This is a genomic window from uncultured Porphyromonas sp. (genome assembly GCF_915070105.1).
Classification (GTDB): Bacteria; Bacteroidota; Bacteroidia; order Bacteroidales; family Porphyromonadaceae; genus Porphyromonas.
This window is the reverse complement of the sequence record NZ_CAJZFJ010000003.1, coordinates 1-14,894: the sequence shown is the minus strand read 5'-3', so window position 1 is coordinate 14,894 and position 14,894 is coordinate 1. Positions and strand designations below refer to the sequence as shown.

10 protein-coding genes and 1 pseudogene are annotated in these 14,894 nt (G+C 55.0%); 9 read left to right on the top strand and 2 right to left on the bottom strand.

Features of this window, described 5'->3' with window-relative positions; all coding sequences use genetic code 11:
- Positions 1-26: 26 nt before the first annotated feature.
- From QZ554_RS00585 to QZ554_RS00560, 6 genes and pseudogenes are all read left to right on the top strand, one after another.
- Positions 27-1,238, top strand: coding sequence for an NADH:ubiquinone reductase (Na(+)-transporting) subunit B (locus tag QZ554_RS00585; RefSeq protein ID WP_005468263.1), 1,212 nt, complete (start codon positions 27-29; stop codon positions 1,236-1,238).
- A gap of 16 nt (positions 1,239-1,254) precedes the next feature.
- A complete protein-coding gene (gene nqrC / locus QZ554_RS00580; RefSeq protein WP_297193388.1) occupies positions 1,255-1,989 on the top strand; it encodes an NADH:ubiquinone reductase (Na(+)-transporting) subunit C in 735 nt (244 codons plus the stop codon).
- A gap of 2 nt (positions 1,990-1,991) precedes the next feature.
- Complete coding sequence (nqrD, locus tag QZ554_RS00575; RefSeq protein WP_297193386.1) at positions 1,992-2,633, top strand: NADH:ubiquinone reductase (Na(+)-transporting) subunit D; 642 nt, start codon at positions 1,992-1,994, stop codon at positions 2,631-2,633.
- A 29-nt stretch (positions 2,634-2,662) separates the two neighbouring features.
- Positions 2,663-3,277: pseudogene (gene nqrE / locus QZ554_RS00570) on the top strand (NADH:ubiquinone reductase (Na(+)-transporting) subunit E); the annotation flags it as partial.
- A 108-nt stretch (positions 3,278-3,385) separates the two neighbouring features.
- Positions 3,386-4,627, top strand: coding sequence for an NADH:ubiquinone reductase (Na(+)-transporting) subunit F (gene nqrF / locus QZ554_RS00565; protein ID WP_044168050.1), 1,242 nt, complete (start codon positions 3,386-3,388; stop codon positions 4,625-4,627).
- Between the two features lie 424 nt (positions 4,628-5,051).
- The gene (locus QZ554_RS00560; protein WP_297193384.1) at positions 5,052-5,780 is read left to right on the top strand and encodes a nitroreductase family protein; all 729 of its coding nucleotides are present in this window, start codon (positions 5,052-5,054) and stop codon (positions 5,778-5,780) included.
- 242 nt (positions 5,781-6,022) lie between these two features.
- On the opposite strand, the gene QZ554_RS00555 is transcribed toward QZ554_RS00560, so the two are convergent.
- Together QZ554_RS00555 and QZ554_RS00550 are read right to left on the bottom strand one after the other, a co-directional pair.
- Complete coding sequence (locus tag QZ554_RS00555) at positions 6,023-9,022, bottom strand: putative LPS assembly protein LptD (RefSeq protein WP_297193382.1); 3,000 nt, start codon at positions 9,020-9,022, stop codon at positions 6,023-6,025.
- 876 nt (positions 9,023-9,898) lie between these two features.
- The gene (locus QZ554_RS00550; RefSeq protein ID WP_297193380.1) at positions 9,899-10,855 is read right to left on the bottom strand and encodes a hypothetical protein; all 957 of its coding nucleotides are present in this window, start codon (positions 10,853-10,855) and stop codon (positions 9,899-9,901) included.
- Between the two features lie 475 nt (positions 10,856-11,330).
- Between QZ554_RS00550 and rimP the strand changes: the two genes are divergently transcribed.
- From rimP to QZ554_RS00535, 3 genes are all read left to right on the top strand, one after another.
- The gene (gene rimP, locus QZ554_RS00545) at positions 11,331-11,801 is read left to right on the top strand and encodes a ribosome assembly cofactor RimP (protein WP_297193378.1); all 471 of its coding nucleotides are present in this window, start codon (positions 11,331-11,333) and stop codon (positions 11,799-11,801) included.
- Positions 11,802-11,833: 32 nt separating this feature from the next.
- Positions 11,834-13,174: a transcription termination factor NusA gene (gene nusA, locus QZ554_RS00540; RefSeq protein WP_297193376.1), complete on the top strand. Its 1,341-nt coding sequence runs from the start codon at positions 11,834-11,836 to the stop codon at positions 13,172-13,174.
- A gap of 27 nt (positions 13,175-13,201) precedes the next feature.
- Positions 13,202-14,894 (top strand): translation initiation factor IF-2 N-terminal domain-containing protein (locus QZ554_RS00535; protein WP_297193374.1); only part of this gene is annotated, 1,693 nt, incomplete at its 3' end.

Genomic DNA, 14,894 nt, shown 5'->3' with positions numbered 1-14,894 from the left:
GGTTTCACAATAAACGGACAAAGACCTTGAACGCATTAAGAAAACAAATCGACAAGATAAAGCCCGCCTTCACTAAGGGGGGACGCTTCTCAGCGCTGGAGTCTGTATTCGACGGCTTTGAGACGTTCCTCTTCGTGCCCAATACGACCGCTAAGCGTCGTGGGGCGCATGTGCATGATGCGATCGACAGCAAGCGCACGATGAGCGTAGTGATCTTCGCTCTACTGCCTGCGCTGCTCTTCGGGATGTACAATGTAGGGCTTCAGCACAATACGGCCTTGGGTATAGAGGGTAGCTTCTGGAGCACCTTCTTCTATGGCTTCCTCTCTGTGCTTCCTCAGATCGTGGTCTCCTATGCTGTGGGACTAGGGATCGAGTTCATCATCGCCCAGATCAAGCACGAAGAGATCCAGGAGGGCTTCCTCGTGACGGGTATCCTGATCCCCATGATCATCCCCGTAGAGACACCTCTATGGATGATGGCTATCGCTACGGCCTTCGCTGTGATTTTCGCTAAGGAGGTCTTCGGCGGTACGGGCTACAACGTCTTCAATGTAGCTCTAGTCACACGTGCCTTCCTATTCTTCTCCTATCCCGCAGCTATGTCGGGTGATAAGGTCTGGGTACGCCTCAGCTCTACCTTCGGTCTCGGAGGAGAGGGCGCAGCCGTGGATGGCTTCTCCGGTGCTACACCACTAGGCCAGATCGCTGCTGCCAAGGGGATGCTCCCCGATGTGCACAACACCCTAGGTCAGCCTCTGACGGATCTGGATGCCTTCTTCGGCTTCCTGCCTGGGTCTGTCGGTGAGGTCTCTACCCTAGCGATCCTGATCGGTGCCTTCATCCTCATCTTCACGGGGATAGCGAGCTATAAGATCATGGTATCTGGTGTCGTAGGTGCTATCGTGATGGCTCTTGGCTTCAACGCAATCGGTGCAACCGCAGCGATGCAGATCACCCCACTACAGCACCTGCTCTATGGGGGCTTCGCCTTCGGGATCGTCTTCATGGCTACTGACCCCGTCACAGCCGCTCGTACGGAGACAGGTAAGTGGATCTATGGATTCCTCATCGGGATCATGGTCGTCTTCATCCGCGTACTCAACGCAGGTTACGCAGAGGGGATGATGCTAGCTATCCTACTGCTGAATACCTTCGCTCCACTCATCGACTACATCGTGGTAGAGCGCAATACGCAGAAGCGTCTTGCCCGCCTAGCCTCCAAGGCAAAGAACTAATCACAACGCTACGAAGATGAATAGAGATAAGAATTCATACGTGATCATCTACGCAGCTGTGATGGTCATCCTGGCTGCCGTGCTACTGGCAGGCGCCAATATACTACTCAAGCCTTCACAGGAGGAGAATGCCAACATCGACAAGATGGAGCAGATCCTACGTGCCCTAGGGCAGACCCCCGACAAGGCTAACGTCATCCCGACCTACAAGAGCCTTATCAAGAAGGAGCTGATGGTCAATGCTGATGGGCAGGTCGTCTCCACAGCTGAAGGCGACCAGATCGGACAGAGCGAAGCCTTCAGGGCTAACACCGAGCTCGACTACAAGCTCATCGCCAAGGGCGAGAAGCGCCCCCTACCCGTCTACATAGCTGAGGTAAATGGCAAGACCATCTACGTACTGCCTATGAACGGGGCTGGTCTCTGGAATAAGATCTGGGGCTACATCGCCATCGATGCCGCAGACCACTCCAGCGTCGTAGGGGCAGACTTCGGTAACGCTGGGGAGACCCCAGGGCTAGGTGCTGAGATCTCCACCCCACACTTCGCCGATCAGTTCAAGGGCAAGCAGATCTTCCGTGAAGGTGTCTTCACAGGTATCGCTGTCGTCAAGAGTGGACAGGTCGCCGAGGACAAGGACTACGTCGATGGTATCTCCGGTGGTACCCTCACCAGCAACGGTGTCCACGATATGCTCGCCGCCTCGCTTGCACCCTTTCAGCAGTTTCTCCTAACCTATAACGCCCAGTAGCCATGTCACTCTGGAACAAGAAGAATAAAGAAACACTCGTAGGGCCACTGAGCAAGAACAACCCTATCATGGTGCAGATGCTCGGTATCTGCTCCGCCCTAGCGGTCACCTCCAAGCTCGAGCCCTCGATCGTCATGGCTCTCTCCGTGACTGTCGTCGTAGCCTTCTCGAACGTCGTGATCTCGCTACTACGTAAGACGATCCCCAATCGTATCCGTATCATCGTACAGCTCGTCGTCGCCGCTACACTAGTGACCATCGTGAGCGAAGTGCTCAAGGCCTACGCCTATGACGTGAGCAAGCAGCTCTCCGTCTTCGTCGGTCTGATCATCACGAACTGTATCCTCATGGGACGCCTTGAGGCCTTCGCCCTAGGTAACGGCCCCTGGGAGTCCTTCCTCGACGGGATCGGTAATGGTCTAGGTTATGGTGCCGTACTAGTAGCTGTCGGCTTCTTCCGTGAGCTCTTTGGCTCGGGTACGCTACTCGGCTATCAGATCATTCCTCAGAGCTTCTACTCTACGGATGGTATCCACGGCTACGTAAATAACGGGCTTATGATCCTCCCTCCGATGGCACTCATATCTGTCGCCGTACTGATATGGATACACCGCTCCTACAACAAGGAGCTACAGGAAAACTAATCTCCCACGACAAATAGAACTAAGAAAGAATGGATTCATTAGCCTTATTCTTTAGGTCGATCTTTATCGATAACATGATCTTCGCCTACTACCTAGGGATGTGCTCGTTCCTAGCAGTATCGAAGAACGTTAAGACGTCATTTGGACTGGGGATAGCGGTAACCTTCATCCTCACCTGCACGCTACCGATCAACTACCTACTCGAGACCAAGGTCTTCAAGCAGGGCGCACTCGAGTGGCTACTAGGTGCGGAGGCTTCGGGAATCGACCTATCGTTCCTCTCGTTCATCATCTTCATCGCGGTGATCGCTGCCTTCACGCAGCTCGTCGAGATGCTCGTTGAGCGATTCAGCCCCTCCCTCTACGCTTCACTCGGGATCTTCCTCCCACTGATCGCAGTGAACTGCGCCATCCTTGGGGGATCGCTCTTCATGCAGCAGCGTGAGTTCCCCGGTATCGGTGAGGCCACAGTCTACGGCTTCGGGTCTGGGATCGGATGGATGCTTGCCATCGTCGGTATGGCCGCCATACGTGAGAAGATCCAGTACTCAGATATCCCCAAGCCCCTACGTGGCCTCGGGATCACCTTCATCATCACGGCGCTGATGGGTATCGCCTTCCTAAGCTTCTCTGGGGTCAAGCTCCAGGCTGCAGATGACAAGGCACAGCAGAGCCAGACAGAGCAAGTAGAGGCTACCCAAGCTCCATCAGGGGTAGAGGCGAACTAACATAGATCAGGTATATAAGTCATAATGAACACAACCATTATACTGGTGAGTGTCGGGGTCTTCCTCCTGCTCACACTCCTTCTGGTGGTCATCCTGCTTGTCGCAAAGAGCAAGCTCGTACCCTCTGGAAACGTTAAGCTCACCGTCAATGGCGAGAAGGAACTAGAGGTACCCATCGGCGGTACTCTGCTCAATACCCTACAGGGTCAGAACATCTACCTCTCCTCTGCCTGCGGTGGTAGTGGCTCCTGCGGTCAGTGCCGTTGCCGTGTCGTAGAGGGTGGTGGTGAGATCCTACCTACCGAGACAGGCTTCTTCTCTCGCAAGGAGCAGAAGGAGCACTGGCGTCTCTCCTGCCAGACCAAGGTAAAGGAAGACATGCAGGTCATCGTACCTGAGTCTGTCTTTGGTGTGAAGGAATGGGAATGCGAGGTCATATCGAACCGTAACGTATCGACCTTCATCAAGGAGTTTGTCGTCAAGCTTCCCGAAGGTGAAGTGATGAACTTCAAGAGCGGTAGCTACGCACAGATTACCATTCCTCCCTACGACATCAAGTATGCCGACTACGACATCGACGAGAAGTTCCGTGGGGACTGGGATCACTTCGACATGTGGAGCCTAACCTGCCACAACGACACCGAGACGATCCGTGCCTACTCCATGGCGAACTACCCTGCTGAGGGGAACATCATCACGCTAAACGTACGTATCGCTACTCCTCCTATGGATCGTGCTACGCACAAGTGGCTCCCCGTATCGCCTGGTATCTCCTCCTCATACATCTTCTCCCTCAAGCCAGGTGACAAGGTACGTATGAGCGGCCCTTACGGAGACTTCCACATCCAGGACACTGATGCTGAGATGCTCTACATCGGTGGTGGTGCTGGTATGGCACCTCTACGTGCACAGATCCTGCACCTCTTCCGTACCCTACATACGGGTCGTAAGGTCTCCTACTGGTATGGTGCACGAAGCAAGAAGGAGATCTTCTACGAAGAGGACTTCCGCGAGATCGAGAAGCAGTTCCCCAACTTCAGCTTCCACATCGCCCTCTCCGATCCTCAGCCCGAGGACAACTGGACGGGCTACACAGGCTTCATCCATCAGGTCATCCTCGACAACTACCTCAAGGATCACGAAGCTCCCGAAGATATCGAATACTACATGTGCGGTCCTGGCCCTATGGCCAACGCCGTCAAGGTAATGCTCGAGAACCTCGGGGTAGAGCGCAGTCAGCTCTTCTTCGACGACTTCGGAGGCTAGTCCCTAGGGGACAATTCCCCCACTCTCAAGTACTCTCCTCAGGTTCGCCTCGGGGAGAGTACTTTGTTTTCTCCCCTGACCAACCAAGACCAACCCTAGGTCTCACTGAGGCTCCCTACACATATACAGAGAGCATCTACACGCACACCGAGAGTTCATTCTCCCCGTGCTCCGAGGGCGCTTCCTACCCACACATATTGGAAGTCCCCCCTCTCTCACCTCAAGAGCCCTTTTAGTCTGTGCACCGAGGACGCTCGCTACGCACACACCTAAGAGCCCTTTCCCGCACTCACACCGAGAGCCTAATCTCGTTGCTTATCGAGTGCACTCCTCCTCGTAGCGTAGGGAGCGAGAGGATTCCCCTCTCTCCTCAGCTACGAGAGCGACTCTCCCCCAATCCCATCACTCCTAACTCTCACCCATTATGAGCATACAAGAAGCCTTAGAGCACCGCCGTGCTATCCGTCTCTATGACGAGACTCGTCCACTCGACAGCGAGTGCGTTAAGCACTGCCTCGAGCTCGCTACCCTTGCCCCCACCAGCTCCAATATGCAGCTCTGGGAGGCCTATCACGTCACCAACAAAGACCTCATCCAGCGACTCGGCAAAGCGGGCATTGGACAGAGGACCATCGCAACAGCTACTGAACTCGTAGTCTTCGTCGTGCGTCCCGACTACGTCAAGAGACGTGCGAAGGCAAACCTTGCCTTCCAGCGTGAAGTCATCCGCAAGACTTACCCAGAGGAGAAATGGGAGAAGTACACCAAGCTCCAAGAGAGCTACTATAGGAAGTTGATCCCCTTCCTCTATGCTCGTTGCTTTGGCTTAGTGGGACTCTTTCGTAAGGCTGTCATGCAGCTTGGCGGGCTCTTCGCACCCACCCCTAGGCAGGTCTCCGAGAGCGACGGCGATGTGATCCTACATAAGAGCTGTGCCCTCGTTGCACAGACCTTCATGCTCGCCATGAGCGAGCAAGGCTATGACACTTGTCCCATAGAGGGCTTCGACAGCTGGCGGGTCAAGCGTGCCCTGCATCTCCCCTATGTCGCTCAGGTATCGATGATCGTCTCCTGCGGGATACGTCGTGCTGATGTACCACTGGGCGAACGCTTCCGAATCCCCTTCGAGGAGCAGTACCACCGCATCGACTGATCAAGCGCACCGCCACACAGCTTGCTGGGGCTTACCCTCTAGCCAAGGTACGCCCCCAGCTAGACACCCCCAAGGGCACAGCCATACCCCTCCTCCAGCTCTTCTCCCTATAGTCTGAGGGCATAGCATACAATGACAGTCTAAGCGAGGAGGAGACCTATACAAAAGAACAAGGGCAGGATACGATCGTATCCTGCCCTTGTTCTTTTGTCTTAATAGCCCCGTACACTACGAGCTGGCCACTACCAGCTCTGTCCCGAGGAGTAGCCGTGCTTATCCCACTTGACGTCGTGGAGCATACTGCTCTTGACCCCGATGGTGATGCTGTAGCTGCGGTAAGGGCCGAAGGGGATGGCATTCGCCGAGAGCGTCCAGCAGTGTAGGTCTCGGCTAATACCGATCGTCATGTTGGCAATTCGTTTGGCGAGGAAGTCGTAGCTCGCATTGAAGTTGAACGACCAGTTCTTCGTTGGCTGGATGCTCCCCGAGAACATCAAGCTATGGGTCAGCCCGTAGTTGTACTCGTCTCGGCGAGGGTCAAAGGTCGTACGGTTGAGGTTCACCCCATAGGAGAGGGATAGATTCCACGGGATGGAGACCTTGAGGTAACCATCTTGGTCGTACTCACCTTCGCTCTCGTTGTTGCCGAAGAGCGACTTACGCTCTTGTTTCTTCGCAGCAATGTCTGCCAGGGAAGTGTCCTTGCCGTCGGGACGAGGGCCGTTGGGGTCGTTCTGCAGGCTATCGGTCTTGCTGTCCTTATCCTTGTCCTTTTTATCCTTCTTGCCGGTGAAGAGTCCCTTGATCTTCTCAAAGGTCTGATTATTGAACGTATAGCTGAAGGACGTACCTGTACCGCGTAGGCTACCGAAGCCCTTGCCGTTGAAGATACGTAGCTTGTTCACACGATGAGGGGTGACGTAGCCACTAGCGTCCGTGGTATGCCCGTAGAGGTAGGGGTCGAAGGAACCGCTGAGGTTGATATTCAGCGATTGGGAGAGGCGGATCGATATGCTCGCATTGATATCGGCTAGCTGGAAGGAGTCAGCGGCGAGATTATAGCTTGAGTTGAGGGAGAAGTTATCGATGAGGCTGATCTTCTTGTATTCCTCTATGCTATCGGTCTTATGGCGCACCTTCATCTCGAGGTTGTTATCGAGACCGAAGTTGATGGAGGCGGACTTTCCCCTACCAGGGGCACCGAAGAGGTGGTTATCCCCGTAGCGGGAATAGATCTCCTGACGGGCACGACCATCCTTGTCCACATAGTCGAGCGTCTCGTAGTAGCCCCACATACGGGCACCGAAGTCCGGGGTATAGCTCACCCCGATACGGGGCGTCACACGGTGGCGGATCATCTGCACCTTGTCCCCGAAGAGCTTCCACGGCTTGTAGAAGCCATAGAGGGTCGTATTGAGGCTTGCCGAGGTGCTGAAGTCGAAGACACGGTTGAAGCCATACTCTCGCTCATAGACCGTACTATTGGTCGTGGGGTCGTAGCGCTTATGGGACTTGTAGGTGTACCAGCGTTCGTTGTAGTTGGCGCTCAGCGTGAGGTCGATATAGTCGAGGATCTTGTAGGAGGCTGAGATGGGGATATTGTGGGAGAAGGCATTCTGCCAGTCACGGATGAGGTTGGCCTTGAAGAGGCGGTACTCCTTCGTCGAGATGCTGTTGCGGAACTGCCCCGAGTAGCTTAGACTGATCTTCTCGTACCAAAGCTCTGCCCCCACACGCTTCTTACGCTTGAAAGGGTAGATACGGTTCATACTGATCGATACATTCGGCAGGCTCATCGTGACCATGGAGTCTGCTGAGGTCTGTGTAGCGTCGATCGAGGCCGAGAGACGGAAGGGTGTGCCAGCGAAGGTGTGGCTATAGTTGATGGAGGAGTTCTTCGTGTTCTGCCCTGAGACCATGGGGTTGTAGAGGGTGTTCAGGGAGTTGTGGTTGTAGCTACTGGTGGAGTAGTTCACACTAGCGGAGAAGGTAGAGTTGGGGTTCGCCTTGGCATCCTGGCTGTGCGTCCAGTTGATACGGAAGTCGTTGCTCTGCGTGAAGTCCCCCACTATATCACGCTCCCCAGTCTTGGTGACGAGGTAGCTCACATTGAAGTTCCCGCTGTAGCGGTACCTCTTGCGGTAGTTGGAGCGGGCATTAGCCCCCCACGAACCGAGCGAATACCAGTCCCCCGTGAGAGCAAGATCGACATAGTCATTGAAGGCGAAGTAGTAGCCGCCCTCTCTGAGGTAGAAGCCCCGCTGGGTCTCCTCCCCATACTTCGGCATGATGATCCCCGAGGAATAACTCTTATTAAAGGGGAAGAAGCCGAAGGGTAAGCCGATCGGCGTGGGTACGTCAGCGATGACGAGGTACGAAGGGCCTGCCACGACATTCTTCTGCGGACGAGCCTTCCCCTTGGTGAGCATGAAGTAGAAGTGCGGGTGCTCGTGATTGTCACACGTGCTGTAGCGCCCGTTCTCCATGTAGAGGCAGTTATTGCTCATCAGCTTGGTACGCTCGGCCGTGATGTAGCCTTCGCCCTGCTGGGTCACAGCACCCGTGATGAAGCCCTTGCTGGTCTTGAAGTTGTAGTTTAGGCTCTTGGCTTCGTAGCTCTCCCCTCCGTCCTTGAACTTGGGGAAGGCCGTCGCCTTCCCAGCGCTGTCGATCGTATAGTGGGCGAAGATCAGGGAGCTATCGGTGTTCATGCGCATGAAGTTCCCCTCCAGTCCCTTGTCCTTATAGTCTACGGTGCTAGGGCCGAAGAGGTAGGCGAGGTTCTGCCCGAGGAGCACCATCGAGTCCTGCGCCTTGTAGGCGATGATGTCGTCGAAGGGTTCGGAGGTCTTGCGCTTACGTACCGCCTCTAGGCTATCCGTGCGAGCCTGTGCCTGACGAAGGCTATCCTGCCCCAGACCATCCCCGAGGCTATCGACGAGGGAATCAATGATATGCCCCAGGCTGTCCCGAGAGAGGCTACTATCACCTCTGCCGATCCGCCTAGAGTGAGCCAACTGCCTGAGGCTGTCTGTACCGAGACTATCTGCCCCGAGGAAGGAGCGGAGCTGCTCGAGCGTGCTCACGCTATCCCGACGTGCGGACGCAGAGTCGCTCACTAGAGCCGAAGAGGCCTTAGCGGGTCGCTTGGGTGTCCTATGTCGGGTAGCGCAGGCCACTAGGCTCATGAGGGCGATCACCCCGAGAGCTAGCCTACGACTAGAGTCTCTGCGTCTGAACATCTGCAAGGATAACGCTCCCGCCCATACCCCTAGTGTAGCTCTATACGAGCCCTCGGCACGTGGCGAAGTAGCGCACAAAGATAGCTAACTCTGCCCAATCCGCCCCTCCCATTTCCCGAGGGGGCACAGGCAACGCTCTCCATGGACACGGACGGAGCTCCCCCGAGATACAAGCAAGGCCTCCCCAAAGACAGAGGTGAGAGCTCCCAAGGACACGAGCAAAAGTCCCTATTCTGAGGCGGGCTTAGCATACTCTCCATCCCTCCCACAGACTCATTACTTACAGGGCACTTACGCTCTTACCTAGAGCCCTCACACGCTCTTACCGAGAGCGTATGTGCGTTCTTACCGAGAGCGCAAGTGGGCTCTAGGTAAGAGCGCAGTCCCCCTTCCGAAGCCACCGATACAGAGGGAGTTACAGAGCTAGAGGAGAGGCAGATCGAGGCACTATAAATCTATCTAGGAGCAGCTACCTCTGAGGACTTCTCCGAGAGCAAATAATTGGAGATAGCGAGGGAGGAAGGTGAGGTATTCAAGCAAAGAGCTTCAGAGCAATCAAGGGAGTAAGGCCTATTTCTTTCATGGTATCATGGTGTTATCAAGGGGGCAACTAGCATCAGAAACCCCATCCGCACTAGGGCGAGACCTGAAAATATGGAGAAAGCATTAAGCCTCTACAATCTAATGGTATAGGTCCCACACATAGGCTATCATCAGATGGTATCATATTCGTTTAGGTCATTATTCGTACCATACCAATACGCTTATAATCGAGATTATACAGCAAAGAAGAGTTGCGGAGTGACTGCCGATACGGCGACCACTCCGCAAGATCATGACTGCAGACAGCTCTTAGAGGTCTTATTCAATATGCTCCTAGAATGCGTATTGTATCCCTACTTGATATCCTACATACAACTGTTGTCGTAGGGATGCTGTCTGCTTTTCCCATATTGGTTTGGAGGAGAGTAGCCGCCCATCACCTACATTCCCTGAGTGTAGGTAATTGAGACTAAGACCACCCCAGATGTCCCAATGCTGTCCGACTCGAATGGACGGAAGGAGTGCATAGCCCACCTTAAACGTACTATTCTTTGAAAATCCGATATTCTGTACCGTAACTTCGTTGTTTATCCTCAGCCATGGGAAGCAATTGAGATGCACCCCCAAGCCCGCTATAGTAGCCAGCGTCTTCTCTTGGGCTCTATAGTTATACCCTAACCCGATGATCCCATAGGTAAATCTACTCCCTGTACGCAGTGAAATAGCCGTTGTACCGACTTCATCATATTGTACTCCTAGGGTATACTCTCCATTTTTGATCAGATTGAGTAGCCCGATCGGGTAGTCACTCTCATCCGCGATATTGACGAGAGCGGCGAATTGTACCCCGGAGACTTTTTTAGCCAGATTCACTACACCTGTGATTTGTGAGCCGACCACTTCGTTCCCCATATTTAGGATACCAGAGAGCTGAACACCTCTATAGTAGATCTTCGAGATATTGGCTACCCCTGCAAGAGAGGCTCCAGATCCCTTATTACCGATATAGTTGTATAGCCCTGCCCACTGAATGCCATGGGCATCGTTTCGCACGATATTGGCCAATCCTGCGAAGGTAAAGGCTCGTACATTCCCCGAAAGGCCGACCAGCGTACTAAAGGAAACGGTATTTGTGTACGCTCCTGCATTCCCTCCATTGGTGCTTATTGGAGGGAAGAAGCCGAGCTGTATCCGAGAGGTCTTCTCCCCAGTAGACTGGGCGTATCCTGACGTAATGAACGCACTCACGAGGACGAGGGCGGATAATGCTATTTGTATGATCTGTTTCATGTCCGTATCTCTTCTTGAGTTTCAGTGATCTATGCGTAGGCTGTGTCTGTATGTGATTACTTTAGCTGACAGCACAAATGTACTTAATTTATTGGACTCATTACACTTATGGGAGAGAACCATGGGGCTAACACTTGCCTATCCGAGGCCTTTGAGACCATACCCCCCTAGCCACGACACCACCCTCCGACAGCCTATATATAATATGGAGTAGACAACACCTGTATTCCGCTGACTTACACGCTCATAGAAGAAATGCAGGTAAAGACACCCTCACCCCACCCAATACGCGAAGGACGAGAGGGCGATGGGGGAGGGGCAGAGAGGGGCGGCAGGATCTAGTCGGAGGACGTTATCTCACAGATTTTTATTATCTTTGCACTGCAAACGAGACAACGGAGGAGGCTGGGAGCTTCCTCCGTTCGCTTTATAGCATAGCAACAGAACAGACTAAGGTAAAGGAGGAAGATTGTCAATGATCCAGCATACGACCATAGAGGAGATCGTCTCAGCCTACATCGCTGAGCACCACCCCGACTACTACATCGTAGAGACCGCCGTACACCCAGGCAACCGCATCGTCGTAGAGCTCGACTCTGAGAGCGGTATCAACATCGACGCCTGCGTGACCCTCACCAAGCACATCGAGAGTCAGCTCGATCGCGAAGCTGAGGACTTCGAGCTCGAGGTAGGATCGGCAGGCCTCACCTCCCCACTGAAGGTACTCCGTCAGTACACCAGCACCATCGGTCAGGAGGTAGAGGTGCTACGTAAGGGCGGCATCAAGGAGAAGGGTGTCCTCACGGCAGCCTCCCCCTCCGAGATCCAGCTACTGGTCACCCGCCTCGTACGCCTCGAGGGCAAGAAGCGCAAGACCAGCGTCGAGGAGACGCTCACCATCCCCATGGAGGAAGTCCTACAGACCAAGCGTGTCCTACACTTCTAATTAACGAGTATAAATAACCCCCAAATAGCCCAATGGCAAAGAAAAAAGAAACAACGAGCCTCATCGAGGCACTCTCCGAGTTCAAGGAGCTCAAGAACATCGACAAGAACACCATGATCCAGGTCTTGGAGGACTCTTTCCGCAATGTCCTCTCCAAGATGTTTGGCTCCGATGACACCTTCTCCGTCATCATCAACCTCGAGAAGAAGGGGGACTTCGAGATCTGGCGTACCCGCCACGTCGTCGCCGACGAGGAGGTCACCGACCCTGTGCACCAGGTCGCCCTGAGCGAGGCACAGGCTATTGACCCCGATGTCACCCTAGACGAGGACTTCGTGGACGCCGTAGACTTCAATGCCTTTGGTCGTCGTGCCGTCATCAACCTCCGTCAGGCTCTTGCCAGCAAGATCCTAGAGCTACAGAAGGACAACTTCTACCACAACTTCATCGGCCGTGTCGGCGAGCTCGTCTCTGCCGAGGTCTATCAGGTGTGGAAGCGTGAGGCTCTACTCATCGACGACGAGGGCAACGAGATGCTCATGCCCAAGAGCGAGCAGATCCCTGGCGATTTCTTCCGCAAGGGCGAGACCGTACGTGCCGTGATCGCACGTGTGGAGAACGAGAATAGCAACCCCAAGGTCATCCTCTCTCGTGTCAGCCCCGAGTTCCTCAAGCGTCTCTTGGAGCTGAACGTCCCCGAGATCGCCGACGGGCTCATCACCATCCGTGCTGCTGCCCGTATGCCAGGGGAGCGTGCTAAGATCGCCGTAGAGTCCTACGATGATCGTATCGACCCTGTAGGCGCCTGCGTAGGGGTCAATGGGTCTCGTATCCGTAGCATCGTACGTGAGCTCAAGGGGGAGAACATCGACGTAACGACCTTCACCTCCAATACCCTGCTCTTCATCCAGCGTGCCCTTAGCCCAGCTAAGGCACTGGCCATCACCCTCGACGAAGAGGGCAAGCAGGCCGAGGTGTACATGCGCCCCGATCAGGTACCGCTGGCTATCGGTAAGAATGCAGCGAACCTGCGCCTAGCTGAGCAGCTCACGGGCTACCGCATCGAGGTCTTCAGAGACGAGGAGGGAGTAGAGGAGGATATCTACCTCGATGAGTTCGACGATGAGATCGAGACTTGGGTCATCAACCAGCTCAAGGAGAAGGGTTATACCACCGCCAAGTCTGTACTACGTGCAGGACGCGAAGAGCTCCTCGAGACCTCCGACCTAGAGGAGGACACACTAAGCCATGTCCTACACGTCCTAGAGACGGAGTTCGCTGACGAGGCTGACGAAGAGGAGTATGAGGGAGTAGAGGAGGATGCAGAGGGCGCAGATGCCGACAGCACCACCACAGAGGGAGAAGAAGCTTAACCAAACAAGAGGAAGAGAACAGAGTATATGCCAAAGGAGATAAAGCTATTCGTCCTAACCAAGAAGCTCAACGTGGGTATCGGCTCACTGAAGGACTCTCTTGAGCGTAGGAGTTTCCCCAATATCGAGTCCGTAAACCCCAACACCAAGGTTTCACTCGACCTAGCCACCCTGCTCGTGCAGGAGCACGGCAAGCACCTCGGCAAGGAGCGCGTCGATGCGATTCTCGCTGAGCTCACCTCCCCTGCCCCTACAAAGGCTGCCGCAGAGGAGACTAAGACCACCAAGGAGGCTCCCGAGAAGAAGCCCAAGGTCACCCATATCGAGACGACTATCCCCGAGGATCGCCGTCCCAGCCTAAGCATCAAGGGCTCGATCAAGCCCTCCGAACCTAAGCCTACCCCTAAGCCCGCAGAGCCTGCTCCTCAGCCCGAGGTGAAGGCAGAGGTGAAGGCAGAGCCTAAGCCAGAAGTGAAGGCAGAGGTCAAACCCGAACCTAAGCCAGAAGTGAAGGCAGAGGTCAAACCCGAAGTGAAGTCTGCCCCCAAGGCAGAGCCTACCCCTGCTCCCGCTGAGCCCAAGGTCAAGGCTGAGGAGAAGGTCGAGAAGCCCGCACCACAGAAGGAGGAGGCTAAGCCCGAGCTCAAGCCCGAAGTGAAGCCCGCCCCCAAGAGCGAGCCCACCCAGCCTACCGAAGCCCCTATCGCAGAGTCCAAGCCCAGCGAAGAGGAGGCTGCACCCACGGCCACAGAGCCTCGAGGTGAGGTATTCCGTCCCTCGACAGCATCGGTGAACATCAGCTTCAATGTCGTAGGGAAGATTGACCTCAACGCCATCAACGACACGACTCGCCCTGCCAAGAAGAGCAAGGCCGACAAGAGCCGTAAGCGCACCCGTGTCGGCAAGGGTCCCGTAGACGTCAAGGCCGAAGCAGCCAAGGCGGCCGAACTCGGCTCCAAGAAGCCTGGACAGAAGCCCGGTGGCAACCAGGCTGGCAATGGTCGCTCCACAGACCCCAACTCCCGCTCTCCACGAGCTGGTCAGGGTGCAGGCGATGCACAGAAGACGGGACGCAAGGCTAAGCGACAGAAGGAACTTCCACAGAAGGCCGTAGTCACCGACGAGGATGTCCAGCGTCAGGTCAAGGAGACCCTCGCCCGCCTAACAGGTAAGAACCAGCAGGGAGCTAAATCCGCTAAGCACCGCCGTGACAAGCGTGATGCCGCTCGCTCCGCAGCCCTCGATGCTCAGGAGCGCAGTGAGGCAGAGAGCCGCACACTGAAGCTCACGGAGTTCGTGACCGTCAGTGACCTCGCCATCATGATGGACGTCCCAGTCACACAGGTCATCGCTACGTGTATGAGCATTGGTCTCATGGTGTCGATCAACATGCGTCTAGATGCTGAGACGATCGATATGGTCGCCGAGGAGTTCGGCTTCAAGACGGACTTCGTCAGCGCCGAGGTCGTCGAGGCAGTCTCTCAGGATGAAGAGGAGGACAACGAGGAAGACCTCGTCACACGTGCTCCGATCGTCACCGTGATGGGACACGTAGACCACGGTAAGACTTCACTCCTTGACTACCTCCGCAAGACAAACGTCATCGCAGGTGAGGCAGGGGGGATCACCCAGCATATCGGTGCCTACAACCTCAAGCTCGCCGATGGCAAGCGCATCACCTTCCTAGATACGCCAGGTCACGAGGCCTTCACCGCTATGC